Annotated in this window: 29 protein-coding genes and 1 pseudogene; 11 read left to right on the top strand and 19 right to left on the bottom strand. The window is 29.6% G+C overall.

The features are described from left to right. Positions 1 to 173: 173 nt before the first annotated feature. Positions 174 to 893 (top strand): DsbA family oxidoreductase, encoded by a 720-nt coding sequence (locus tag B3N22_RS11790; RefSeq protein WP_286907319.1) that lies wholly within the window; start codon positions 174 to 176, stop codon positions 891 to 893. A 68-nt stretch (positions 894 to 961) separates the two neighbouring features. Here the strand turns inward: B3N22_RS11790 and B3N22_RS11785 are convergent. The 4 genes and pseudogenes from B3N22_RS11785 to B3N22_RS11770 all read right to left on the bottom strand — a co-directional run. Beyond that, positions 962 to 1,219, bottom strand: a pseudogene (locus tag B3N22_RS11785) (P-type ATPase actuator domain-containing protein); the annotation flags it as partial. Positions 1,220 to 1,418: 199 nt separating this feature from the next. After that, the gene (locus B3N22_RS11780; protein ID WP_286907317.1) at positions 1,419 to 1,658 is read right to left on the bottom strand and encodes a hypothetical protein; all 240 of its coding nucleotides are present in this window, start codon (positions 1,656 to 1,658) and stop codon (positions 1,419 to 1,421) included. A gap of 33 nt (positions 1,659 to 1,691) precedes the next feature. Continuing rightward, a complete protein-coding gene (locus tag B3N22_RS11775; protein WP_286907315.1) occupies positions 1,692 to 2,387 on the bottom strand; it encodes a helix-turn-helix domain-containing protein in 696 nt (231 codons plus the stop codon). Between the two features lie 111 nt (positions 2,388 to 2,498). Then, positions 2,499 to 3,899, bottom strand: coding sequence for an aminotransferase-like domain-containing protein (locus B3N22_RS11770; protein ID WP_286907313.1), 1,401 nt, complete (start codon positions 3,897 to 3,899; stop codon positions 2,499 to 2,501). 129 nt (positions 3,900 to 4,028) lie between these two features. Between B3N22_RS11770 and B3N22_RS11765 the strand changes: the two genes are divergently transcribed. The 3 genes from B3N22_RS11765 to B3N22_RS11755 all read left to right on the top strand — a co-directional run bounded on the left by B3N22_RS11765 (position 4,029) and on the right by B3N22_RS11755 (position 7,099). Further along, positions 4,029 to 4,901, top strand: coding sequence for a GNAT family N-acetyltransferase (locus tag B3N22_RS11765; protein ID WP_286907311.1), 873 nt, complete (start codon positions 4,029 to 4,031; stop codon positions 4,899 to 4,901). 269 nt (positions 4,902 to 5,170) lie between these two features. After that, positions 5,171 to 6,466, top strand: a complete 1,296-nt coding sequence (locus B3N22_RS11760; RefSeq protein ID WP_286907310.1) for an MFS transporter — start codon at positions 5,171 to 5,173, stop codon at positions 6,464 to 6,466. Between the two features lie 51 nt (positions 6,467 to 6,517). Further along, a complete protein-coding gene (locus B3N22_RS11755; protein WP_286907309.1) occupies positions 6,518 to 7,099 on the top strand; it encodes a TetR/AcrR family transcriptional regulator in 582 nt (193 codons plus the stop codon). Positions 7,100 to 7,153: 54 nt separating this feature from the next. Here B3N22_RS11755 and B3N22_RS11750 read toward each other — a convergent pair whose 3' ends face one another. Both B3N22_RS11750 and B3N22_RS11745 read right to left on the bottom strand, forming a co-directional pair. After that, positions 7,154 to 8,104 carry a CE1 family esterase gene (locus B3N22_RS11750; protein WP_286907307.1) on the bottom strand — a complete coding sequence of 317 codons (951 nt, stop codon included), beginning with the start codon at positions 8,102 to 8,104 and terminating at the stop codon, positions 7,154 to 7,156. A 339-nt stretch (positions 8,105 to 8,443) separates the two neighbouring features. After that, positions 8,444 to 8,815 (bottom strand): pyridoxamine 5'-phosphate oxidase family protein, encoded by a 372-nt coding sequence (locus B3N22_RS11745; protein WP_021801885.1) that lies wholly within the window; start codon positions 8,813 to 8,815, stop codon positions 8,444 to 8,446. 173 nt (positions 8,816 to 8,988) lie between these two features. Between B3N22_RS11745 and pdxR the strand changes: the two genes are divergently transcribed. Further along, on the top strand, positions 8,989 to 10,437 hold the full coding sequence (pdxR, locus tag B3N22_RS11740) for a MocR-like pyridoxine biosynthesis transcription factor PdxR (protein WP_286907303.1): 1,449 nt from the start codon (positions 8,989 to 8,991) through the stop codon (positions 10,435 to 10,437). Between the two features lie 100 nt (positions 10,438 to 10,537). Here the strand turns inward: pdxR and B3N22_RS11735 are convergent, their stop codons facing one another. The 4 genes from B3N22_RS11735 to B3N22_RS11720 all read right to left on the bottom strand — a co-directional run bounded on the left by B3N22_RS11735 (position 10,538) and on the right by B3N22_RS11720 (position 13,878). Continuing rightward, positions 10,538 to 11,035, bottom strand: a complete 498-nt coding sequence (locus tag B3N22_RS11735; protein ID WP_286907301.1) for a 2'-5' RNA ligase family protein — start codon at positions 11,033 to 11,035, stop codon at positions 10,538 to 10,540. 12 nt (positions 11,036 to 11,047) lie between these two features. After that, positions 11,048 to 11,746 (bottom strand): metallophosphoesterase family protein, encoded by a 699-nt coding sequence (locus B3N22_RS11730; RefSeq protein ID WP_286907299.1) that lies wholly within the window; start codon positions 11,744 to 11,746, stop codon positions 11,048 to 11,050. A 12-nt stretch (positions 11,747 to 11,758) separates the two neighbouring features. Next, the gene (locus B3N22_RS11725; RefSeq protein WP_286907297.1) at positions 11,759 to 12,814 is read right to left on the bottom strand and encodes a leucine-rich repeat domain-containing protein; all 1,056 of its coding nucleotides are present in this window, start codon (positions 12,812 to 12,814) and stop codon (positions 11,759 to 11,761) included. 173 nt (positions 12,815 to 12,987) lie between these two features. After that, positions 12,988 to 13,878: a ketopantoate reductase family protein gene (locus B3N22_RS11720; protein ID WP_286907294.1), complete on the bottom strand. Its 891-nt coding sequence runs from the start codon at positions 13,876 to 13,878 to the stop codon at positions 12,988 to 12,990. Between the two features lie 144 nt (positions 13,879 to 14,022). On the opposite strand from B3N22_RS11720, the gene B3N22_RS11715 reads away from it, so the two are divergent. Beyond that, entirely contained in the window at positions 14,023 to 14,574 is a 552-nt protein-coding gene (locus B3N22_RS11715; protein WP_286907292.1) for a TetR/AcrR family transcriptional regulator, read from the top strand. A gap of 144 nt (positions 14,575 to 14,718) precedes the next feature. Further along, entirely contained in the window at positions 14,719 to 14,955 is a 237-nt protein-coding gene (locus tag B3N22_RS11710; RefSeq protein ID WP_286907290.1) for a hypothetical protein, read from the top strand. 200 nt (positions 14,956 to 15,155) lie between these two features. On the opposite strand, the gene B3N22_RS11705 is transcribed toward B3N22_RS11710, so the two are convergent. The 4 genes from B3N22_RS11705 to chrA all read right to left on the bottom strand — a co-directional run bounded on the left by B3N22_RS11705 (position 15,156) and on the right by chrA (position 18,660). After that, a complete protein-coding gene (locus B3N22_RS11705; protein WP_286907288.1) occupies positions 15,156 to 15,632 on the bottom strand; it encodes a pyridoxamine 5'-phosphate oxidase family protein in 477 nt (158 codons plus the stop codon). 12 nt (positions 15,633 to 15,644) lie between these two features. Continuing rightward, complete coding sequence (locus tag B3N22_RS11700; RefSeq protein ID WP_286907286.1) at positions 15,645 to 16,640, bottom strand: sensor histidine kinase; 996 nt, start codon at positions 16,638 to 16,640, stop codon at positions 15,645 to 15,647. Position 16,641: 1 nt separating this feature from the next. Further along, positions 16,642 to 17,313, bottom strand: a complete 672-nt coding sequence (locus B3N22_RS11695; RefSeq protein ID WP_286907284.1) for a response regulator transcription factor — start codon at positions 17,311 to 17,313, stop codon at positions 16,642 to 16,644. 147 nt (positions 17,314 to 17,460) lie between these two features. Then, positions 17,461 to 18,660, bottom strand: a complete 1,200-nt coding sequence (chrA, locus tag B3N22_RS11690) for a chromate efflux transporter (RefSeq protein ID WP_286907282.1) — start codon at positions 18,658 to 18,660, stop codon at positions 17,461 to 17,463. Between the two features lie 130 nt (positions 18,661 to 18,790). Between chrA and B3N22_RS11685 the strand changes: the two genes are divergently transcribed. From B3N22_RS11685 to B3N22_RS11675, 3 genes are read left to right on the top strand one after another with little or no spacing between them, the layout of a single operon-like run. Next, the gene (locus tag B3N22_RS11685) at positions 18,791 to 19,099 is read left to right on the top strand and encodes a PadR family transcriptional regulator (RefSeq protein WP_021801863.1); all 309 of its coding nucleotides are present in this window, start codon (positions 18,791 to 18,793) and stop codon (positions 19,097 to 19,099) included. Between the two features lie 11 nt (positions 19,100 to 19,110). Then, the gene (locus tag B3N22_RS11680; RefSeq protein WP_349676622.1) at positions 19,111 to 19,758 is read left to right on the top strand and encodes an ABC transporter ATP-binding protein; all 648 of its coding nucleotides are present in this window, start codon (positions 19,111 to 19,113) and stop codon (positions 19,756 to 19,758) included. Positions 19,759 to 19,761: 3 nt separating this feature from the next. After that, positions 19,762 to 20,538 carry an ABC transporter permease gene (locus tag B3N22_RS11675; protein ID WP_286907278.1) on the top strand — a complete coding sequence of 259 codons (777 nt, stop codon included), beginning with the start codon at positions 19,762 to 19,764 and terminating at the stop codon, positions 20,536 to 20,538. 88 nt (positions 20,539 to 20,626) lie between these two features. Here B3N22_RS11675 and B3N22_RS11670 read toward each other — a convergent pair whose 3' ends face one another. The 4 genes from B3N22_RS11670 to B3N22_RS11655 all read right to left on the bottom strand — a co-directional run bounded on the left by B3N22_RS11670 (position 20,627) and on the right by B3N22_RS11655 (position 24,186). Further along, positions 20,627 to 21,739 carry a 5-methyltetrahydropteroyltriglutamate--homocysteine S-methyltransferase gene (locus B3N22_RS11670; protein WP_286907276.1) on the bottom strand — a complete coding sequence of 371 codons (1,113 nt, stop codon included), beginning with the start codon at positions 21,737 to 21,739 and terminating at the stop codon, positions 20,627 to 20,629. Positions 21,740 to 21,881: 142 nt separating this feature from the next. Further along, complete coding sequence (locus tag B3N22_RS11665; RefSeq protein WP_286907274.1) at positions 21,882 to 22,790, bottom strand: LysR family transcriptional regulator; 909 nt, start codon at positions 22,788 to 22,790, stop codon at positions 21,882 to 21,884. A gap of 12 nt (positions 22,791 to 22,802) precedes the next feature. Further along, positions 22,803 to 23,579, bottom strand: a complete 777-nt coding sequence (locus tag B3N22_RS11660) for a class I SAM-dependent methyltransferase (RefSeq protein ID WP_286907273.1) — start codon at positions 23,577 to 23,579, stop codon at positions 22,803 to 22,805. Positions 23,580 to 23,631: 52 nt separating this feature from the next. Beyond that, a complete protein-coding gene (locus tag B3N22_RS11655) occupies positions 23,632 to 24,186 on the bottom strand; it encodes a TetR/AcrR family transcriptional regulator (RefSeq protein ID WP_286907271.1) in 555 nt (184 codons plus the stop codon). A 144-nt stretch (positions 24,187 to 24,330) separates the two neighbouring features. Here B3N22_RS11655 and B3N22_RS11650 point away from each other — a divergent pair, with 144 nt between their 5' ends. Then, the gene (locus tag B3N22_RS11650; protein ID WP_286907269.1) at positions 24,331 to 25,215 is read left to right on the top strand and encodes an alpha/beta hydrolase; all 885 of its coding nucleotides are present in this window, start codon (positions 24,331 to 24,333) and stop codon (positions 25,213 to 25,215) included. 42 nt (positions 25,216 to 25,257) lie between these two features. On the opposite strand, the gene B3N22_RS11645 is transcribed toward B3N22_RS11650, so the two are convergent. Beyond that, positions 25,258 to 25,737: a DUF2798 domain-containing protein gene (locus B3N22_RS11645; protein WP_286907267.1), complete on the bottom strand. Its 480-nt coding sequence runs from the start codon at positions 25,735 to 25,737 to the stop codon at positions 25,258 to 25,260. Between the last annotated feature and the right edge of the window lie 105 nt (positions 25,738 to 25,842).

Below are 25,842 nucleotides of genomic sequence, written 5' to 3'. Positions count from 1 at the left end.
TCTAAGTGGTATTGTTTTTATTCTAAAAAGTGTATTTAAAAAAGCTCGATATAGTAATCACATCCTTATAATTAATATTTACTTTCAGTTGATAATTTAAATTCATTGGATTATAATACTCTATACAAAGATTAAAGAAAATTATATTAGTGAACTTTCAAGGAGTGATATATATGAAAATAGAAATATGGTCTGACTTCGTATGTCCATTTTGTTATATTGGAAAAAGAAGATTAGAAAATGCATTAGATAAATTTGAGCATAAAAATGAGGTTGAGTTAGTTTTTAGAAGCTTTGAACTTGACCCTAATGCTAAAAAAGAATATAAGGAAAGCATTCATGAGCTTATAGCTAATAAATATGGGATTCCAGTAGAACAAGCTAAAGCATCTAATGATCAGCTAATATTGCAGGCAAAAGCTCTTGGTCTAGATTATAATTTTGATGATTTAAAACCAACTAATACTTTTGATGCACATAGACTAGTACATTTTGCAAAAACTTACGGTAAAGATAAAGATCTTACAGAAAGATTATTAAAGGCATACTTTGTTGATTCTTTAAATTTATCTGACCCTAAAGTATTGTCAGAATTAGCCTCTGAAGTAGGTGTTGATGGTGATAAGGCTTTAGTAGTTTTAGAATCTGATGAATATACTTCTGAGGTTAGATTAGATGAACAAACAGCTTCTAATATAGGTGTAACTGGTGTTCCTTTCTTCGTATTCAATAATAAGTATGCAGTGTCAGGTGCACAACCTCCTGAACTATTTTTAGAAGTGCTTGAAAAGGTAAAAAGTGAAGAACCTTCAGAAACTTCAGCTGAAAGCATAACAACTGATATAGATAGCACTGATTCTGAAACATGTTCAGATGGCAAATGTAGTATTTAATGTGCAATAAAAAACAGGGATTAACCCTGTTTTTTTAGCTATAATACTTATTCAACTATTTTATAGTAGGCTCTTGCAGTTAAAGAACTCTCATTTATTTGAATACTAAAACTTTTAAGAATTCTACCATCAGCACTAACATAATCTCCAGCATCTAGGTACAAAATATCTCCTACTAAAAGTTCTCTTGAAGGAATCTCAAGCTTTTGACTTTTTCTTAAAACTTTAGCTATAGGTGATGAAAGTGCCTTAAGACCTTTTAGGGATTGCTCTGCTTTTATATGCTGGACAGTCCCTAGAATTGCGTTAATAATGACCACAAAAATATAATATTATTTTATTATAAAATGAATATAGTTTCGAATTATTATCCCCTTAATTGAGCATAGATAAATATTTTATTATTAAAATATACCTAAGGTAAAAGAACCTAATCCCTAAAAACACTTCCCACAAAAAAAAGATAAAAATCCTTGATTTTTTCAAGAGTTTTATCTTTTTAAAATTCAATTTTTCATAGAATTATTATGCACGCTTTTTATTCCTACTAAGTGTTAATGCTGTAAGAATCATTGCTAATATTAATGCAGGTATAATATTAACAGAATAAGTCCGTATATAATATTCTCTGAACTTGTCCAATGCAGTTGCACTTTCATTCCAATGTATTTTGACAAAAAGATTATTTGCTATATAACCAACAACTATGTAGGCAACAACAAGCGAACCAATGAACGTTAAAATAGTCTTTGTAAGTTTACTCATACAATCCCCTCCTAAAAATTATATTCATAATAATCAACTCTCAACAGCAATATATACATCCATATAACAAACACCATCTTTATCATATATCTTTTCAAAGCAAGATAGAATATCTTTAGTTTTCTTATATTTATAACAATTTACTTCCATGTATATCATAAGTGTCTTATATGCATTAGGAATAAGAGTAAATGCTTCTATAAAAGGATCTTTGATTGTAATAATTGCGTATTCTTGTTTTTTCTGAGTTATAATTTCTAAGTTATTAATCTCAACTTTAAAATTATAAGGTAAAATACAAGCAGCAGCATATCCATGCATATGATACACATTCATTTGCTCCTGTGATACATGTGGAAAATCCCACCCTATTATCTGTGGTTTACTAATTCCATTACTATTAGCCCAATCTGTTATATGGTTTATAGCATCTTCTTCTGGTTCTCTACTTATGATTTCATATTTAACAAAAGAAAATGACTCTAATTCTTTTACTCTTATATTTGAATAAGCTTCATTTATCATGCTTATATCTTCCCTAATTAGCTTATCCATTGAGCATGAAAAAAGATTACAGAGGGCTATCACTTTATCCATCTCTGGATAGGTAGCATCAAGCTCCCACTTTGAAACAGTTTGACGAGAAACACCCATTTTTTCTGCCAACTCTTCTTGGGTCATTCCTTTATACATTTTTCTTAAAAATTGAATATTTTGTCCAAAGCTCATATTTTAATATCTCCTTTACATTATAATAAACTTATTATAATTGGATTTAGCCTTATCTTACACCAACCTTTAACTTCTTTTTTATTATTCTCTGCAATCTTAAGTTGCATATCAATTAGAAAAGGGTATATAAATTCTCTCACTCACATCCCTCTCATCATAAGCTTCCATTAAAATTTTAATTTCTGAAATGATATCAGTAATACTGCTGATATCTTCTTCAGGAATGCTAGAAATACATAATCTTAAATAATTACTATCCCTCGCTTCCCATTCTTCTTTCAAAAAGTACTCTTCCGTTGAGTTTATTAATATTCCGCGTTTTTTAAGATTGTTTTTAAGCAAAGTTATATCTATATATTTAGGTAACTTAACCCAAATAAATATTCCGTTCTCTGGAACATGCCAAATAAGGTTCTTAGGGCTCAAAGTATCTATAATCTCCTTTGCTCTTCTTAGTTTCGCTTCATAGGATTTTTTTACTTTTTTAACGTGTTTTTCGTACATACCTGATTTTATAAAAATATCTAAAGTTGCTTGGGTAAGTTTTGAGGTGTTAAGGTCACTTATATATTTAAGGTTTACTACAGATTCGTTTAAATTTTGAGGTAGTACAGCTACCCCTAATCTTAATCCAGGCATGAAGGTTTTAGAAAAACTCTTTATATAAACCGTACTTTTGGTAATATCATAATAATGAATAGGCATAGAACCTTTCTTATATCCTAAATCAGCTAAATAGTCATCCTCTATCACAATGATATTATACTTATTACAAAGTTCCGCAATTTTTTTCTTGTTATTTTCAGTGAGACTATACCCTGTTGGATTATGATGTCTTGGTATCACATAAAATGCAGCGATATCACCTTTCTTAAATAACATCTCAATCTTCTTAAAGTCAAATCCATCTTCTTTTCTTTCAATTCCCACAACATCTACTTCTAAATAACTAGCTAAGTTTAATGCAATACTATATGTAGGAACTTCTACAAGTAACTTGCCTTTATTATTTTTAAAAATAGCCTGAAATACCAAACTTATAGCCTGCTGCGCTCCATGAGTCACAATAATCCTGTCTGAAGTTGTATATACCCCATTACTTTCAAATTCAGACTTAAGTGATTCTCTAAAAGATTGCAATCCAATAGTTGATTCGTAATCAAGTAAGGTACTTTTATACTCTTCCATTGCATTATTAATTGAATGTGCAAATTCTCTATAAGGAATCAGTTTACTATCTGGTTTCACCGTAGCAAAGTCAACTTCTGTATTTTGACTAGAATATTTTTTTTCAGAATCTACAAGATAAAATCCGCCTCGTGGAATGCTATATACTTTATGTTCTCTTTCAAGTTCATTATATGCTTTATTTACAGTGATTTTATTTAATGAAAGCTTTAAAGCAACTTCCCTACAACTTGGAAGACGCATGTTTTTCTTTATTTTGCCTTCTTTAATTTGTTTAAATATAAATTCTTTAACTATATCTGTTTTACTTATATTATTCATAATTCCTCACCTCAGTTCTGTAATAGTACAGATTCTATTTTCCATAATTGAACTACCATATTTTATATTATATACTCAACCTATACCAATTAAAATAGTAAGGAATAAATAATTAAAAGAGGTGTTAGTATGAAAAATGGAATGATATTAGTACAAGTAGCCCAATATGAAGAAATAATAAAAAAGTTAAAGGAGATTCCTTTTAATACAATGTTTGCAAGTGCTGTACTGGAATCCAAAACCCCTGGAAGTGTTTTTGTTGATAATATTTACGAACCTAAAACTTTTTATATTGCTAATTTTTACGGAATGTCTCTCTTATTTGGAGAAACTGAAAATGAAGCTTTTAACCAAAGTCTCTCTGATTATATGTTAAATGTAGTTCACAATAGAATAAAACCAGAATGGCTTCAAGTGTATCCTGAGAAATGGAATGATAAATTAAAACAAATATTAAATAATAGGATAATAGATTATTCAGCATCAAAAGACACATACTCTAAGAGAAATCTTGATATATTCATTGAAAAAAATAGAAAAAGTCACTTGATTAAATGGACAAGAATAAATCTTAAATATAAAGAATTTAATGTAAATTCAGAACTTCCAGCTAAGTATAGTCTTAAGCAAATAGACTCAGATATTTATGATAATATTGAAGGTGCCGTTATACCCAAATATCTTTGGAATTCTAAAAAGCAATTTCTATCAGATGGCATTGGATACGCCTTAATGAAAGGTAATGATATAGTATCTATAGCCTTTTCTTCGTGTATAATTGGAAATTATTTAGAGATAGGTGTAGAAACCTCAAAAAGTTATAGAGGTATGGGCTTAGGAAAATATGCATGCATTGAGATGTTGAACTTCTGCAAAAAAAATAACTATGTGCCTGTCTGGGCTTGTCATAAAGAAAATATGGGGTCATTTAAGTTAGCAAAAAGTATAGGTTTTGAAGAGTGTGCTGCAATTCCATATTATGAACTTGTATCTAGTAACTAGTCTTTAAATTTAAAAGGTAGTGTTATTTTTAGAAATATAAAAAGAGGCTATCATCACTTTAAATAGCATTGTAAGTCAATAAAAATTAATGTTATACTAAATTTATAACTTTAATTTACATTGCTGTCAAAAGAGGTGAATTTTATGAAATTTACTATTGATTTCACTCCATGCAAAGTCATTAAAAATAGAGATTGCATGGAGTAATAATCTATTAAACTTTGACTTTGCATCTTAATTACTAATTATAATTAAGGAGTGGAGTTAAAATGAAAAACTTAAAATTTAATAATGAGTTAAAAAATTTTTATATATTACAATTAGGACAATTTATTTCGCAATTTGGTAATAAAATGACTAGTTTTGCATTAGTTATGTGGACATATGAAAATAGTGGTTCTGTGATATCCTCATCAGCTTTAACCGTTTGTACATTACTTCCGTCTATATCACTTAGTTTTTTTGCAGGTAGTTTTATTGATGGTTGGAATAAGAAAAAGGTAATGCTCATATCTAATGTGATTGCAACTATTTTTTCTTTGATAACATTAGTATTAATCTCTTTCAATCAATTAAATATTAGTTACTTATACTTAATTAACTTTACCTTAGGAGTGGTTGATGCATTTCAAGAACCTACCTCAAATGTGGTGATATCAATAATAGTTCCAAAGGAACATTACACAAAGATAAGTGGTATTCGTTCTTTTACAACTGCATTTAGCACTACATTTGTTCCTATTATTTCAACAGGACTTTATGCTTTGGTAGGGCTAAAAGTAATTATTATTTTTGATTTGTTCAGCTTTGTATTTGCATTTATATCTTTGTTATTTTTTGTGAGTATTCCAAATAATATTATAAAAAATCAAGATAAAAAGGAAAGTTTTTTTGCAAACTGCAAACAAGGAATTAATTATATTCTAGGTAGAAAAGATATTTTCCATCTTATAATTTTTATGGCTTTTGTAAACTTTATTGCATCTATATATAACAGCAACTTAGCACCTATGATTTTATCTAGGAATGGAAACAACAAATTAGAACTTGGTATGGTTAGCAGTATGATAGGTGTAGCTGGAATTATTGGAAGTATCATTGTAACATTAATGAAACAGCTAAAGAAAAGAATTCCTGCTATTATTAATACAATGATATTTTCATTCTTAATTTGTAACAGTATGCTAGGAATTGGTCGTAACTATCAGGTATGGATGATTGCTGTTTTTTTAGGAAATTGTTTAATTCCATTTTTAATAGCTAACGTGGAATATATTATGAGAACAGAAATACCAATAGAAATGCAAGGACGAGTTTTTTCAGCGAGAAATACCTTACAATACTTCTCTATACCAGTTGGCTACATCCTTGGTGGTATTTTAACTGATAAAATACTAGTGCCATTTATGAACAAGCCTTCAACTCTACAATTATTTTTTTCTTATATTGTTGGTAATGGTACAGGAGCAGGTAATGGTTTAATCTATATTATAATATCTCTACTAGGCTTTTTAGGATGTTGTTTCTTTAAATTTGATAAACATTTAAAATCTTTAGATAATTAAATTAACTAAAAAATTGTCGGGTTTTAAAATTCTTTTGAAGGAGTTTTTCTTATGATAATTAACGAAAGTGACCCAAGGGTTAAAAGAACCCGGGAACTGATAACTAATGCTTTTATTTCAGTAATCTCTAAAAAGGGGTTTGATTCTATAACTGTTAAGGATATAACTTCTGCAGCCACAATAAACAGGGCAACATTTTATGCTCATTTTACTGATAAGTATAACTTGCTTGACACCCTAGTAGTTGAGAAATTCAAAGAAATATTAGCCCAAAAAGTTCAGGGAGAACCTTCTCTTAACGAGAAAACTATACGAAGTCTGGTTCTTTGTATTTATGATTATTTTGAAGTAATAAAAGGGACTTGTAAATGCGGATATCTATCCATCCTTCCACTAATTGGAGACAAGATAATTGAAGAACTTTATTCTGCAACTTATAATATTCTTAAGAAGGAGCCTAAACTTGTACCAAAAAGAAATGAGGAAATTGAATTAATGGCAACAATGATTAGCACATGCATTTATAAAGCAGTTTATAGTAGAGAATTTCAAAAAATACCAATTGCTAAAGAAATACTAGTTGAAGATGTTCTTGACTTTGTTTTTAACGGATTAAATAAATATAGAGAATAATTGCAAATAAGTAACTAAAAAGTGCCACCTAAAAGGTTGGCATTTTTTAGTTACTTATTTAAACTGCTTAAAGAATTTCCAAATTTCTTTAGGTGCATCTAGATCAGCTGTACTTTTCCCCATCAATCGAGGAAACCTCTTATTTTTATTCGGAATTACATGCCCTACTCCTACTGCGGTATATAGCTCGACAGGCTTTTTCCCTTCACCTTTATATGAAACTTGAATAACTGCTGTATCCCTAGATTGTGTGTTGTGTGGTAGGAATTTGGCAATTGGAGCAGAATATATCCCATTCCTCTTGGAATAGAAATCAGCAGATTCATAAGCTGACATGGCTGTTCCCCTTGGTTTCATAAAGAATAACTGAATTACTCCTCCATGATATGGTACAACACTATCACTGGTACCTGCTATGAGAAGCATTGGAACTTCACCGTCGGTTTCTCTGCCAACAAAGTTGTCCATTGTTGGACGTGTAGCCATAATAGCTGCCAAAGCCTTAAACTCACCTGGGATTTCAGAAGCTAATCGATGTACTAACTGGCCACCATTAGAAAATCCAACCCCAAAAACTTTTTTAGTATCTATGTTATATTTTAATTGAAAGTACTGAATCATTTTCCTGACAAACTCTGCTTCATTAATATTTTCTCTTCTGGCAGGATAATCACCAACTTTTCTAGCATCATTCCAACTGCCTTTATATGCATTAGGATAAACAACTACAAAGCCTTCATTCTCTGCTATTTCATCAAATTCATATCCGGCAGCTTCTCTTACAACTTTTCCATTTTGCATGGTACCATGAAACACGAAAACTAAAGGCATATCCGCTTTATGTTTTTTGGGTATAGTTGCATAAAAATCTCTTTTTACGCCGTCTATTTCTAATGAATCACTTATTTCTATTATATCTATATCTGGCTTTTTAACTTTTGGGGAATATAAAAAATAAAAACTTAAAAATACAACTAAAAATAAAAATAGTATAACTATTAACATTATCTTCACCTTTCTATGTTCTTGATATTTACTTTAAACTTCATGTTGTAAGTATAAAGCACACAATATCAAGATACAACCGACAGATATGGATAACTGTTGTTTAAAATACACATTAACTAATGTGTATTCATCTCCTGAATTTTAAATATTCTTTATGGGATTCCCCATACAAAATTTATGCACCTTTGCCCTGTAGAAGTTCGAAGAACTTCATCAAATTCCTTTTTTAATAGCTAACGTGGAATATAATATGAGAACAGAAATCCCAAAAATAGCCTTAGACAAATCACTTTAATGTCTAAGGCTATAAACTTTGAAAATCCTATTCTATTATAACTATATTGTTTGTTTAGCAGATACAACAGTTATCTCTAATACCCTGCTTATGAAAGAAAATTTTTCTTTCATCATATCAAAATCTGAACCTTCTTCAAGGTATTTAGCAGTTCCTTCTATTAAGAATCCTGCTCCCATATGTGTATGTCCCATTACTTCTTTACTTCCTAAAGTTACCTTAACTTTATTATTTTGTTCTATGTTTTTTTGAGTTTTTCTCATTCCACCTGCTGGTATTAATAGTCTTCCATCTTCAGTAGCAACAAGATATGAATTCCAAGTATTAACTACATGCGCTTCGTTGTTACTACAAGATACTATAGCCACTACCCCTTCATGTGATATAACCTCAAGTAATTTTTCATTTAACATTTAAATTCCTCCTATGCGATTCTACAAATTTAATTACATTAAAATTTTTAAAAGTCTTAATTTGTGCACATTGACTTTCCTATGAGATAATTATACAATCAAAGTGTAATCATCAAAAGTGCCAATTCTTTTTATTTTATTGGATACAGTTTGTAAGGAGGGTGTTTTAAAGAATGATTGTTTTAAATAGTAATTCAGCAGTCCCATTATACTTGCAAATATATGAACAAATAAAAAAAAGTATAGTTTCAGGACAACTTTCGGAGGGCAGTAAACTATATTCAACACGAAGCCTTGCTACATCATTAAATGTCAGTAGAAATACAGTTGAAAGTGCTTATCTACAGCTTTGTTCAGAAGGATATATTAAAAGTAAAGCAGGTAGCGGATTTATAGTTGAAAAACTAGATAGTATGCTAATTGCTAAGTTAAAGAGAGAGCCTTCTATAAATATTGAAGAATATAAAACTAAATTATCTGATGTTAATTATGATAATAATTATAAATATAACTTTAAATATGGGGCTCTAAGTGCTTCTGATTTCCCTTTAAATCTGTGGAAAAGGTTGTCAAATAAATGTTTAGCATCTATTGATGCCGAGATGATGACATCCTACACTAATAATAAAGGTGAAGAAGGATTGCGAATAGAAATAATAGACTATTTAAATAAATCCAGAGGTGTTTCATGTAGAACAGAACAAATTATTATTACTTCTGGCTTCGAGCAATGTTTAGGTTTATTATGCCAAATGTTTAGAAATACTTCTTCTAAACTAGCTGTAGAAGATCCAGGCTACAGAGGTGTGAAAGAGATTTTATATAACCACGGCTTTGATGTCATTCCAATTGGCTTAGAAAAGGACGGAATAAATCTTAATGAACTGGAAAGCTGTTCTGCAAAAGTTGTTTATGTAACGCCATCTCATCAATTTCCCACTGGGTCAGTTATGCCTATTCAAAAAAGATTACAACTATTAGATTGGGCAAGAAGAGTAAATGGAATTATTATTGAAGATGATTATGACAGTGAATTTCGTTATAACTCTAGGCCTATACCTTCAATACAAGGTGTTGATTCAAAAGACTATGTTGTATATATTGGAACTTTTTCAAAGTCTTTGTCTCCAAGCTTACGATTAAATTACATGATATTACCTCAATCATTACTAGAAAGATATGATAAATTATTTAGTACATACCAAACTTCTGTTCCAATAGTTGAGCAAAAAATAATTCAACAGTTTATGCATTTAGGATATTGGGAAAGCCATCTGCGTAAAATATCTCTTAAAAATAAAAGAAGACACGATATCTTAATACATTCTATCAATGAATTTATGGGAGATAATGTTATTATTCATGGTAAAAATGCAGGTTTACATGTCTTACTAGAAGTAAATAATGGATTATCTGAAGAAGAACTAATAGAAAAAGCTAAAGAATATGGTGTTTTAGTTTATCCAGTGTCCATATTTTGGTTACAAAAAGATAAATATACTAATAATATGGTTTTTATTGGTTTCGGTAGGATGACTGAAAGTGAGATTACTGAAGGTATTCAGCTCCTTAGTAAGGCATGGTTTAGCAAGAATAAAAGAATAAAACTTCTTAAGAAATAATCTTTAAAAGAATAAAAGAACTTAACTTCTTTTATTCTTATATTCTAAAAAATATAAGAATATATAGTGTTAATGCGGGTTTAAAGCCTTTCAGTTACTTTTAAATAAGTTTTTCTTCCATAATAAATCTAGTTGGCCAGAATTCATAAAGACTAATTGATTCAATCCTTCCCCTAAAGCCTTTAAAGTTTTCGGAGACTAAAGGTAATGCTCTTTGAATAACATCAGGACTATCTATTAGCATAGTTGTATGAGCTGTCCAATCTAAATCATCAGCAAAGTTATTACTAAAGTACTTTTGTAAATTTAGAAGTTCATGGCTAACCAAAGGTGCTATAAATAAAACATCAAGACCAAACAATCCTATATTATTTAGCTTTATATCAAAGCTATGAAAGTTATTAGAAACTTTCTTTATTTTCTCTTTAAGAATTTCTTCTTCTGATATTTTAAAAGTTCCAAGTGTAATGTGATTAGGAAGATTAGGTGTTTGACTACCCTTAAAACCATTGTCTGATAATATCATTTGAATTTTCTTTAGCTTCTGTTCCGTTTCTTCATCATATTGCGCCATAACACATAAAAATTTATCTTTCATAATATAGATCCCCTAATAAAATATTTCACAAAACTTTTCACCATAAGGAACCTTATTCGTTTTAAAATCATCAACTACCTTTTGTTTATCATACTTCAATTGTTTATAAGTAATGTTAACCAGTTCATTGTCTATCTCCATAATAATGAACTTCACTATACCATCCTTGCCACACCCAAAAGCCCCGGGATTTAATATGTTTTTTAATGACCAATTTGTAGCATACAGAGGTAGATGAGTATGTCCAATTAAACCATAATCAACATCCTCATCATAATCATCTATAAATTCTTCTAAACTTTTCTTTTCATATAAAAGTGGAAACTCAATAATACTGTTTATCCTTGAATGCAGCATAAGAATCTTTTTGTTTTTAATATTAATTATTCTTTTAAAAGGCAGCTTTTCTAATTTATTCATTCTTTCTTCCCCGAGTTTATGAATAACCCAATCTTGATGATCCACTTCCCCTTTAGGAAACTTCATTAATTCTCTATTAAATAGGACATGTTCATTATTACCCATAATGTTTATAAACCTTTTGTCATTCATAATAATATCAAAAACTTCTACCGGATTTGGTCCTATTTGAAGAAAATCCCCAACATTTAAAATCTTTGATACTTCACAGTCTTTATTTATGTGATCCATAAAAACCTGCAATGCATGAATATTTGCATGAATGTCTGCAACTACTGCTATTCTCTCCATCATAAATCCTCCTTACTTAATAACCTCATCCTCATGTTTAAACTCCTCAACTTTTATTCCTGTATAGTCCTCTAAAAAAGTTATTGTTTCAATTCCATAAGGTGGGTTGTGAGCTCCAACAAAGGTTGTAACCCTTACTTTAATTCTAATTTTACCATCTATTTTTTCTATATTCAAAATCTTTTCATCCATATATTGCCTGCCATCGCCATAATATTGTCTTATAGCTGAATCTATATATGTAAAAAGCCTCCTGAAAATAAACTCTTGATTAAGCTTATCCTCAAAAACATAATTAGGTAGTGGATTACAACTAAAATCAATATTAGTTAGTTTTAATTCTGGTAAATTTCTAATTGAGCTTATGTCACTTATTTGATTATATGATATGTTTAATATTTGCAAGTTACACAATGAACTTAATGGATTTACACTAGTTATGTTATTATTGTTCAAATTTAAAATAGTTAAGTTATTAAGGGAACTTAGTTCCTCTAAAGATTTTATTTCGTTAAAAGATAAGGATAGATTTTTCAAAGATTTCGCTGAACTTATTCCTTTGATATTCTTAATATTATTTCTAGTTAGATTTAAAGTTTGCAAATTCTTCAGTTTTCCTAGAGAGTCAATTTCTTTAATTTCATTCCCTTCTAAACTCAAATACTCAACATTACTTAGATTTTTCAAAGAGCTTAAGTCACTAATCTTGTTTTCAGATAAATATAAATCCTTAAGCTTTGGTAAATTACTCAATGGTCTTATATCAGTTATTTTATTATTCCTTAAATTAAGACTTTCTAAGTTCTTCAAATTCTGAATTCCATCTAAGGATGTAATATCTTTATAATTAATGTCTAGACTAGTAATCGATTCTACATCAACTATGGTTAAATCTCCGTTAGGTTTATTTAAGACCTCTCTTACAGCTAATTCTAAATTTGTATCTTTAAAAATTAATTTTAATCTTTGATTATTTAATATTCTTTCTTTACCTTCAACTTTATAAAATGTGGAAAGAGTTAATATAAAAATAAACGTTATCAACTTCAAATTATAATATTTTCTCAAGGGGATACCTCCCAAAACAGTATTTATTTATAGCTTCTACTATATCAAATAATTTATGTCATAAAGTATTTTACTAAAGGGAACAAATCTGTAAAGTATGTACGCAATATCACATATTCTAGGATCAGGATAACAGATATCAAAATTAATCAACCAGTTTAGCAAATGTTACATTATATTGTGACACCCTTTTGACTTAAAAATTTTAATAAATCATTCTTTAGCTTCACAACTTCGTTGGTTGCATTATTCGCATAATCTGGTAGCATCATATCCTTGACAATTTTACTTCTTAGCCATATCATAAAGAAAAAATCCAGAACAAAATTTGGACATTTAAGTATAATTTTAAATATAGGTGGATTAATATCAACGCCAGCTTTTTGTATTGCTCTTAAATACGTTTTTAAAGTGATTGTTATTTTGTGTGCCTTTTTTTCATCACTTATATTATTTTCAAAATATAAACCGCCCAAAAGTGCAATATCCGATATTGAGTGTGTTATTAGATAGGCCTCCATATCCTTATTAATTGTGTAGGGAAGTTTTGCTGTTTTAAACATTTTTGATAGGTTTTCTACACGTTCTGTCTCTAAACCACTAATTTCTCCAACCATAGTAGCTATTAGAAACTTTGGCGCAAATCGAGCATACAGTATTCCATCTTTAATCTGTCCGCCAAAACCAGGAAAAGCTGGTAAAATCCTATCTCCAACAATATTTTGCCAGGTCGAAAACCCCATCGAAGAATTTGTCATCATAACTATATTTTTGCTTTGATTGTCTTTTAGTGCTAATAAAGCTGATTCTGATTGATCGTAATGAACTGTAACGAAAATAAAATCATATACATCATCATTCTCAAGCTTATCAATAACATTTACTTTTATAGATTTAACCGTACCCTTTTCACTATATTGTAGACCATTTTCTTTTAACGCTTTAAATCTATTAGAACGTGCAAACATAGTAACGTCAAGCCCTGCTTCAATGAATTTCATTGCGTATATGCTTCCTATAACACCTGCACCAAAAATTAAAATTTTATCTTGTTTTATTAACATAAAAACCACTCCTACTTATTCATAATATTCTCTATTGACTATCAGACAACGCGTTGTATAATAGGATTGTAAATCTTTATTATGGCTTTATCAACCATCAGATTTTTATTATTTGTTGGATGATTTTTGCTAATGGAGGATAAAATGAAAAAGCAACCCGAAATTACAGAAAAAACAAAACAAACCTTTATAGATGTTTTTTGTGAGTTATATAGTCAAAAGCCTATCGAAAAAATATCTATTAAGGATATTACTAGCAAGGCAGGATATAACCGTAGCACATTTTATCAATACTTCTCTGATATTTACGAACTGTTAGATTTTGTTGAAAATGATTTATTGAGCTACATAAAAGAGGAATTGATGAATAAGGAACCATCTACAGATCCTATACAAGATGCACTTCATTGTTTAGAAAAAAGTGATCATATCTCAACGCTTAAGGCTCTTTTGGGTGATTATGGGAGTGTTCATTTTTTAGCACGCTTGAAAAAAGAAATTCCATTTGATAGATTAGCCTCGAACTTACCAGAATATAATTTTTTAAGCCATTACTTGATTGAGTTTTACATATCAACATCACTTTCCTTATTTCGCCTTTGGCTCCAACAAGGAAAGGATCTACCTGAAGAAGATTTGATCAAGTTAGTAGATAATCTATATAAAAATGGGATAACGCCATATTCTAAAAATTGATGGAGATGTTCCTTTAAAGTTTTTCTATAATTTAAAATTTCTATCTTGTTTTTATAAAAATAAGTAAAACTTTCCACTTCATTTTCTACGGATTAAATGTCCATTAATGCATATAATAAATTTAAACTTAAGGAGGTAATCTTTATGAAAGATGAAAATGGAAAATCTGTAGGTGTATTATCACATATAGTAAAAACTCATGTGTCTGAATCTAGAAGTGAAGACATGATATCTGCTCTTACTAAAGATTTAGATTATATAAAAATTGATGATAAACTTTCAAATGAAGAAATATTATCTTATACCAATCCAAAAGTGGAGACAAATAAGCTAAATAAGCTATCGGATTCAGTTAATGTTTTAAACAATAACGAAGTTTGAAAGTTTCTGCAACTCCTAAAAATGAAAAAGAAAAATAATAATATATAATTATTTAATTCTCAAATGATTATTTAAGAATACAAGATAACAATATGACTAAACTTTTTTAAAACCCTTGCCAATACTCCAAAACCCAACAATAAACTGTTTAATGTTGGGTTTCAGAGAACTAAGATAAAAACTGCTTATTTTTTAGTGATTTATTTTGCTATTTTATTGATAAAATCAATTTCATACTGACTTTCACCATATTTATTTTCGTTGTCTATAATAGTACCCTCAGTTAAAGTAATACGCAGAACTATTGAGCTAGGATTGTCTTCATCACCAACTTCATCGAACCAATCAAAAACCTTTTTAAATTTAGCTCTGATTTTTGCATTCGTCTCTTCCTTAACCCAACCAAGATTTTCTGCTACCCCATGGAAAGCGTACCAATCGAATCCACATACAGAAACCTCATTGTTCTTCTCAATTTGCAGCATTTTATTCTTTTTTGCATCAGTAGAAACATAAAATACCCCGTCTTCATAATAAGCACATACCATTCGGACAGCAGGACGAGGATTACCAATAGCATTTGAGGATAGTGATATTGTGGCAAGGGCTATAACTACCTCTTTGTCATTTCCGCAACGTTCATCCATAAGTTTCAGCGCATTTTCATATTTACTCATTTTAATTCTCCTCTACTCAATTATTGTATTTATAGATGAAAGATCTATCTCCACAGTAGTTCCCTCATTTACATTAGATTTGATGGTTATTTTATGAGATAGTTTATCTAAAATCTTTTTACAAAGATAAAGCCCTATTCCAGTTGCCTTTTTATCCATACGTCCGTTGTATCCTGTAAATCCTTTTTCAAATACTCTAGGTAAATCTTCTTCAGCTATCCCTATTCCTGTATCCTCAATTATAAGAACTTTTTCTTTGGTTTCATGCATACGAATCGATATTTTGCCGCTTCTTGTATATTTTAAAGAGTTAGAAAGTATCTGTTCAATTACAAATGAAAGCCACTTTTCATCGGTGAGTACTGTACAATCCATCTCAATTAACTCAAGTGATATATTTTTTCTTATAAACATATGAGCATATTTTCTAACACTTTGCCTTATTATATTTAATAATTTATAATGTTGAAATACCAAATCAGAATAAGATCCATCTATTTTTAAGTAACTAAGCACCATTTCTACATATTGTTCAATCTTAAAGGTTTGTTCCAATAATTCTTTATTTTCTTCTTTTTTATCACTTTGAAGAAGCAGTCTCATTGCAGCTATTGGTGTTTTTATTTGATGAGCCCAAAGTGTATAATAATCAATCATCTCACTTTGTTTAATATCTGTTTTTGAGATGAGTTCTGTACTTTGCTCATAAAGTCTTTTTAAAATATTTTGGTAATCAGCTTCTATTAAATTATCAGCTAAAGGCATATTATCGATTCCTATATTAATATGTTTTTCTATATAAGCTAGTCCTTTATGCTTTTTATAATAGTTATTAAAATCAAAACCAATAAAAAAAGCTCCTACAACACAAGATAAAATAAATCCATAGAAAATCGTTTCAAAGGGTAATGAATATAAATAGAAAACTACTAAAAATATAGAAATGAAAATAAAGTTAATTATTAGTGCTTTTATATGATCTTTAATATAATCTAATATAATGTTCATCCTATTCCACCATATATCCAATACCTTTTTTGGTTTTAACAAAATCTAAAATATTAGCATCTGATAGCTTTTTTCTAAGTCTAGTAACATTAACAGTTAGCGTATTATCATCTATATAACTATCACTTTCCCAAAGTCTCGTCATTATGTCTTCTCTAGAAATAGCTTTACCAACGTTTTCAAATAAAATCTGAAGTATTTTAAATTCATTTTTTGTAAGCTCAATTTTATTATTGTTATATTCAAGACTTGTACTGCTAAGATTTAAAACAACTCCTTTGTGTTCTATGATATCCATTTTTCCACCAAAGGAATAAGTCCTTCTAATAAGTGCCTGAACCTTTGCTACAAGAATATTTAAATCAAAAGGTTTTGAGATAAAGTCATCCCCTCCCATATTTACTGCCATGATAACATTCATATTATCAGACATAGAGGAAATAAAAATTATAGGTACACTTGATATTTTACGAATTTCACTACACCAATGGTAGCCATTGAAAAAAGGTAACGAAATATCTAATAACACAAGTTGTGGATCAAACTCTATAAATTGAGCGATAACATCCTTAAAATCAACAACAACTTCTGTTTCATAACTCCATTGATCTAAGCTATTTTTTATTGATTTTGCAATTATCGTATCATCTTCAACAATCAAAATTTTATACATACTATACTCCTGTTTAATTATAAATTATATCTAAACTCCATAATATTATACCATAACATTACATAATTCCTCTTAATTTCTGCTAAAAATAACCAAAAGTCATTACAACATTTGCTGTAATGACTTTAAATTCTTGAGATACAGAATTTATATAATAAATCCTGCAACTATTGCTAAAACTACAATAATTGGTGCTGGTATTTTTTTAGATATTAATAGTCCCATTGTAATCAGTGTGACAATAATATTATCAATCACTAATCCACTTTTTTGCATTAAAATCACAGCAGCTACTGCAATTAATCCACCAGCAACAGCGTTTATTCCTTTTAATGATACTTTTATACCTTTAATCTTTTTAAGATTCTCCCATATTGGATAAATAAAGTAGATTAAAAGAAGTCCTGGTAAAAATATTCCTATTCCTCCTGCTAAAGCTCCTAATACTTGATTTAATACACTTCCTCCGCGTGCTGCCATACCTCCAGCATAAGCACTAAAGCTAAACATTGGACCAGGTAACCCTTGAACAAGACCATAACCAGTTAGAAACTCTTCATTTGTCATATATTGATTCACTTGTACAAGGTCACTATGCATAACAGGAACCACTACCTGCCCTCCACCAAAAACTAAATAACCATAACGATAAAAACTTTCAAACAAGTGAACTATTTTGTTATCCCATAATAATGTAAGAGCAATACTACCAAATGTTATAAAAATAAAAGCAATTAAATAGACCCAAGGGGGATTTATTTTAACTCTATTCCAAAGATTTTTTTCTTTAGAATTTATAATACTAACAACCCCACCAATAATTAAAACCAGTGGGAAAACCCAAGCCTCACGAATAAAATAAGTTGTTATAGCACCAAGAAGGAATAATCCTATGGTAATCTTATCTGTTACAACTTTTACACCAATTCTATATGCTGCTACAACAATAAACCCTACAGCCATTGGACCAATATAGCGGAGGCCAGCTTCAGATATATTCAAACGTCTTAAAATTTGGTATATGAATGAAAGTAATGTCATTAACGTAATTACTGGCAAAGCCCAAACTAACATTGTTAAAAATGCTAAAAGAGGACCTCCCATTTTATAACCAATTGCTACAATTGTTTGTGTACTGCTAGGACCTGGAAGAATACTGCATAAAGCAATTAATTCAACTAGTTCCTCTTCATTTAAATACTTTCTCTTTATTACCATTTGATCTGTAAATACACCATAATGAGCTTCTGGTCCTCCATATGCGCCTAAAGAACAAATAAATACATCCTTTAAAAAACTTCCCCATCCAACTCTTTTTTCATTTTTAATATTTTCATTAAATCCCATAATTTAGCCTCCTTCCAATCTTGATTTAGTATATCTATATTACTTGAATTTAAAACAACTCAGTGATATAATAATATCAGAAATTGATATCGAGTACCGATATCTAAATTATACATAGGAGTGATTTATAATGCAAGAGCAAATTTTAAGAAAATTTTTCTTAGGTTTTATTCAAATCCATATTCTTCATCATGCTAAAAAAGAACCGTTTTATGGCTCTTGGATGATAGAAGAACTTAGTGAACATGGTTATGATATGAGTCCTGGAACTCTATACCCTCTGCTTCATGGTATGGAATCAAAAGGGTTGTTAGAAAAAGAAGAAAAATTGGTAGACGGAAAAATAAGAAAGTATTATAAAAGCACAAAATTAGGTGATGAAATATTACAAGAGGCACGTAAGAAGGCCTATGAATTATTTAAAGAAATAAAAGAGTAATAAAAAGGGGGATGATTTTTATTTTCTTGTTAAGAAATGTTAAATATAAGGATGTTCTTAATATCGATAATCTAACTATTGAAAGTCATAAAGTTACTTGTATAGTAGGAGCAAGCGGCAGTGGTAAAACTACTCTATTAAGACTTCTAAATAAGTTAATAAGCCCAGATTCTGGAGAAATATTATATAATGGGGGTTCTATAAACAGTATTGATTCAGTTAAGTTAAGAAGAGATGTTGTTATGCTTCCTCAATCTCCTGCTATTTTTAATGGAAATATAAAAGATAACCTTTTAGTCGGATTAAAGTTTTCAGAAAAACCATTTGTTTCAGACACGAAGCTACTTGAAACTCTACAACTAATTAATTTAAAAAAGGATTTAAATGAAACACCTGATGCTTTATCTGGAGGAGAAAAACAAAGATTGGCTTTAGGGAGAGTTATATTAATGGATCCAGATGTACTTCTGCTAGATGAACCTTCTTCCGCACTTGATGAAGATACAGAGCATATTATTATTGATTCTTTAGTAAAGTACTCAAGAAAAAATAATAAAACACTTATCATGGTCACTCATGCTAAAAAAGTAGCTAATACTTTTTCAGATTATATTATTGAAATGAAAAATGGTGAGATTATTAGTGCTACGGAGGGATAAACTATGAATGAAGTTATTGATATTCAATTGTGGAGAATGATTGCCGCTTATATTTTTGTTGTACTTGTATTATTTATAGTTAAAAAAAGAGGTATATCAAGAGAAAAAGAAATCATTATATCAACTATAAGAATGACATTGCAACTTATATTAACTGGATATATATTAGTATATCTTTTTAATAACATAAATCCTATATTTACAATTATAGTTGTAGTTATTATGGAGATATTTGCTATAAATAATATTTGGAATAATTCAAAAGTTAAGCTATCAAAACAACTTAAAAAGATTATTGCAATCTCTATGCTGGTTGGTACACTATTAAGTTTAATCTATTTTTTATTTGTAGTAATTAATATTTCTCCTTGGTACAATCCAAGATACTTTATTCCTACTGCTGGGATGCTCATTGGTAATTCAATGACAGGTATATCTCTTGGTGTAACTAGACTGGTAGATGGAATGAAGACTCAAAAACATCAACTTGAATCTGCCTTAATGCTCGGAGCTACTCCCAAAATAGCCTCAAAAGAAATAGTTGATAAAGCTTTTGACTCAGCTATTCTGCCAACTATTAATTCTATGGTAGGAATGGGAATAATATTTTTACCTGGAATGATGACAGGACAGATTTTATCAGGAACTTCTCCTTTAACAGCAATTGAATATCAAATTGCTATAATGTTAGGAATACTTGGAAGTGTAGCATTTACCGTTATAATATTTGTTCAATTTGGATATAAAACATTTTTTAACGACCAAAATCAACTAATATAGGTTCCTAATTATAATTCCCCATTGATAACTTATATGATTACCAATAGGGAATTTTATTATAATTAAAATTATATATTCATTATTTTAATTACTTCCACACTTCTTTAGCTATTTCTTGTATTAATTTAAGTTTTGTCCATTGTTCTTCTTCTGTTATCTTATTTCCTTCCTCAGTAGAGGCAAAACCACACTGTGGGCTTAGGCATAAACGCTCTAACGGAACATATTTTGAGGCTTCCTTAATACGGTTTATTATAGTTTCTTTATCCTCAAGCACTGGAGACTTTGTTGTTATAAGACCTAATACTACTTTTTTATCTTCAGCTAGATATTTAAGTGGTTCAAAGTTACCAGAACGTTCATCATCAAATTCTAAATAAAAAGCATCAACATTTTCATTTTGGAAAAGATCTTCAGCTACAGGCCCATAGCCACCTTGACAAGCCCAAGTGGAATGGAAGTTACCACGGCATATATGAGTTGTAATCACCAAGTCTTCCGGCTTACCTTCAATTGCAAGATTATTAACCTTCAGTAATTTATCAATAACCTTTTGTAGTCCAGCTTCATCTGTTCCAAGTATAAGGCAAGCATTAGGATCTACGCAAACTCCCCAAGTACAATCGTCAAATTGTATATTTCTACAACCTGCTTCATATAGCTCTTTAATTATTTTCTTGTATCCATCAGCAATATCCTGAATTAAATCTTCTTCATTTTCATAAATAGCTTTAGTACTTTCTTGATTTCCAGCAGTTATCATTTGAAATAAAAATTGTGCTGGCGCTGGTATTGTCTGACGTGCAACTCTACCCTCATCTTCATATTGTTTTACAAATTTAAAATGTTCAACAAATGGATGATTTTCAACAGATAATTCTGAAGTAAGGAATGTGTCATCAATCAATGCTGGCTCACCATGGAATGGTATTCCTGTTTTGGTTTTTGCATGTCCAACTCCATTAAATGCCCACATAAAATCAAGATGCCATGAACTTCTTCTAAATTCTCCATCTGTTATAACTTGAAGTCCTACTGCTTTTTGTTTTTCTATCAAATCTATAATAGCTTTATCTTCAACTCTTTTTAATTCTTCTCCACTTATTTTCCCTTCAGCAAACTCACTTCTTGCTTGTTTTAACTCCTCTGGTCTTAAAAAACTTCCTACAATATCATATTTAAAAGGTGCATTATTACTCATTTTACCCGCTCCTAACTTATTTAATTTAAATTATTTTTTTCTCTTTAAGATAAGTATAAGTTATATTTATAATATTTAAAAATACAAAAAAATGTGTGTTTGTTATAGCTTTAAACTATATCAAGCACACATTAATATTCTGTTAAACATATTCAGATACGTGTCTTTTTAAAGACTCCATATATGCCTTCCCATACCTACTAAGAGGCATATTCTTTTGAGTAATTGTCCCTATACGCATATACTCATCAACCATAAGAGGTTTAGCTATAATGTTTTCTCCATTTAATTCTTTGCTTATTACGCCACTACTTACTGTGTATCCATTTAAACCAATAGCTAGATTAAATAAGGTAGCTCTATCTCTTACTTTAATATTTCTATTACGATCAAGGGTACTTAGGATTTCCTCTGAAAAATAGAAAGAATTATAATCCCCCTGTTCAAAAGAAAGATAAGGATAGTCATCTAATTCTTCTAAAGTAAGAATATCTCTATCTGAAAGCTGGTGTTTTGAGCTAATAAACACATGTGGTTTTGCTATAAAAAGTTCTTGAAACTCCAGTGAATTTTGCTTAATTAGTTTCATAATAACCTCTTGATTTTTAGAAGAAGTATATAGAATTCCTATTTCACTTTTTAATCTGCTTACATCCTCAATAATCTCATAGGTTTGAGTTTCTCTAAGGGTAAAATCATATTGATTTCCGCCAAATTCTCGAATAACATCAACAAAAGCATTTACAGCAAAAGAATAATGCTGAGTAGATACCGAAAATCTTGGACTTTGCTTCTTAAGATTTAAAAATCTTTCTTCGAGTAAGCTAGCTTGCTCTAGAACTTGTCTTGCATAAGCCAGAAATTCATCCCCAACATTTGATACTACAATACCTTTATTAGTTCTATTAAATATAGTAATCTGCATTTCATTTTCAAGTTCTTTAATAGCCTTCGTAAGGCTAGGTTGAGAGATAAACAACTCCTTAGCAGCTTCACTAATGGTTCCTTTATCCGCAACCGTTACAACATATTTTAACTGCTGTAATGTCATATTTTTCTCTCCCTATTCTTTTCTTAATATATCTACTGTATGAGCACTTGCCCCTAGTAAATCAGCTCTTTCGCAAGTTGAAAAATGATAATCCATAAAAAGTTTAAAGGTTTCATCATCCATTGCATTTATAGTAGATCTCATATAGTTAGCCGGTCCATCTGCTGCTATTAATTTCACTCTTTGAATACCAACAGCTTCATTAATCTTATTAATATCCTCAATTCTTACATATTCATATAAGTCTTCTGGTTTAGCTACAACATGAAAATCATCAGTCAGCTTTCCATTTTTAATGCTTTCACGAATATTATTTTCCTTAAAGCCGTATGTAATTACACTATATTCGTTCATAATGTATGCAACTAATATAATTCCTCCAGATTTAGTTACTCTCTTTGCCTCTTCTAGAGCTTTCACCTTATCTTCATGAGTGTATAAATGATACATTGGCCCAAATACCAAAGTCACATCAAAAGTATTTTCTGAAAACCTAGATAGATTTAATGCTGTTCCTTGATAAGCCTTTACGTTGCTTCCTTTTGATTTTAAAACACCAAGATTGTGTTTTACAAGTTCTACTGCGGTAACATCGTAACCTTCATTTGCTAAAGCTACTGAGTATCTGCCTGTTCCAGCCCCAACATCTAAAATCTTTGCTTCTTTATTATTCTCTAAATATTCATGTATATATTTCATAGAGGTTAAAAACTCTACTTGCGCATATTTTCTAGTTAACCTCTTATCTTCACAAAATTTATTATAATGTTTCTCTAATTCCATTGTCATATTTTATATACCTCATCAATTATTATATTATAAAAAAGATTATACTATATTCTTAAAGTTTTCTATAGACAATTTCCTCAATTATCTTTGCCATTTCTTCTGGTGACTCTCTATGTTCCTTTTCTAACCATCGTGTTGTTATACTCCAAAAACCACCAATATTAAAAAAGTGAGCATAGTAATAACTATCTTGATTATCTTTTGTAAACGCTACTTCATCAGGATTAACATGTTCAACCATTACTGCAACTTTTACCATGAATTCAGGTAATCTATCCCCAATAAAATATAGCATATTAGATTTACGTAGTAATATAAGTAAATCTAAGTGCTTATTCCAAAACTCAAAGTAAGACAAGCTTACAGAATATAAAGTCATTTCATTTTTACTAAGTATAATTTCTGCAAAATCTTTCATGATAACATTAGAGAAAAGAAGTAATATTTCATCTTTACTTCTAAAGTAACGATAAAAAGTTCTACGCCCTATATGCGCTTCTGAAACAATGTCAACAATAGTAATTTCTCTATAATTTTTCTTATTCATTAATGAAAGCAAGGCATTTATTATCCATTCTTGTGTTTGAGTGCATGTAATATCTCCCATGTCTACTCCTTTTGGCACACTTTTTAAATATTGTGCCCATTTTTATCTAAATATTGTAAAATGTCTTTGTGAGTATTATACTGCATTTATAGAGCTTGGCACAAGTGTGCACATAGGATATTTAATATATTGGGAGGTTATTTTGTGATAGATATAAAGAATGAATTTGAAAAATATAATAGTATAATGCCAATTCAAAATGCAAATATAAACGGAAGTGATTTTTCATATCGTTATTATAAAAATTTACATCCTGAAAATGATGTTACATTAGTTTTTTTAGCTGGTGGTACTGGGCTTGCTGATGGAGTTTTTCTACTTTGTAGTTCATTTATTAGTAAATATAGCTTACTTACATTTAATTATCCACTAGGTTTTAATACAAATGCTAAACTTGCAGATGCTTTAGCTGAGTTACTTTGTCAACTAGACGCTCATAACGTGTATTTGGTAGGTCAGTCCTATGGGGGCTTGTTTGCTCAAGTTATGGCAAAACGTCACCCAAGATTATTAAAAGGTTTAATATTATCAGGCACTTGTTCAATGTATAATGATTTAACGTACAATGGAATTACTAATATAGTAAAATTTATAAATCCCAAAAAACTAAAAAAGAATCTTATGATAGATAAATTTATCCCTACAAAATTGTTAATTCCATTCCTAAAACTTGCATTTAAAAAGGTTTCCCCCAATAAAGAATTTGAACATAAGTTAGCTAGTATAGCTGATATATTAAAAGGATCTATAACAAAAAAATATTGGTATCACATGGATTTATTAATAGGTGACTTAATGAATGAGTATGGAACTCATAAGCCAGAGGATTTTGAATCTTTCTACAATGAAGTAATGATTATTTTCTCTGAAGAAGATACTATCTTTAGTGATGAGCTGAAGAATGCTTTAATTAGATTAATGCCACACCCAACTGTCATACGTAACATGGAGGGTGGGCATCTTGCCTTACTTATAAACCCTGAGGAATATACAAATAAGATAACTTCGTTTATTTCTGAACGAAATTGATAATAAAATTTATTTATATATCAAATTGGAGTAAGAGTGCATTTAAACTACTTTCCTAACTACAGCTTGAGGCTTAAATATAGTTCTAAAAACCAAACGCACTAATGGTCCTACATAGAAAATTTGTAAAAATAGTGCCATAGGGAAGTTTTTAATAATAGCATTCATCCATAATAATGGAACCTCTATTGTTAATCCATTATGGAGAATAGTAGCTGCTAAACTCATTAAAGGAGCCATTATGCAAACTGTAAATGATGATATAGCGAGTATTATAAATATTGGTTTGTCTGTTGGTGATACAATTCTAAATGCAAGTTTTTTAGCTAATTTTCCTACTATTAATTTTTCTGCTATAAAAGCTATTAAATATATTGGCCACATAGCTAGAATAGCTTGTACAAATGTTTCATATTGTAATCCACCTGTTGCAATAGCAATATTATAAACAGTCATAATATATACCATTGGAAATACCATAATTAGTGTAAAGATTATTTCTTCAAATTTTGTTTTTGGCATGTTAACCCTCCTAAATAATAAAATAAAAAACATGTGGTGCTTGTGCGTAAATCAGATTTACGTGCAAAGCACCACATGTTTCGTTGATTATTATATCAATGCAAA

It is taken from the genome of Clostridium sp. UBA1652 (assembly GCF_002320975.1).
Taxonomy (GTDB): domain Bacteria; phylum Bacillota; class Clostridia; order Clostridiales; family Clostridiaceae; genus Clostridium_T; species Clostridium_T intestinale.
This window is presented reverse-complemented; position numbering and strand designations above follow the sequence as displayed.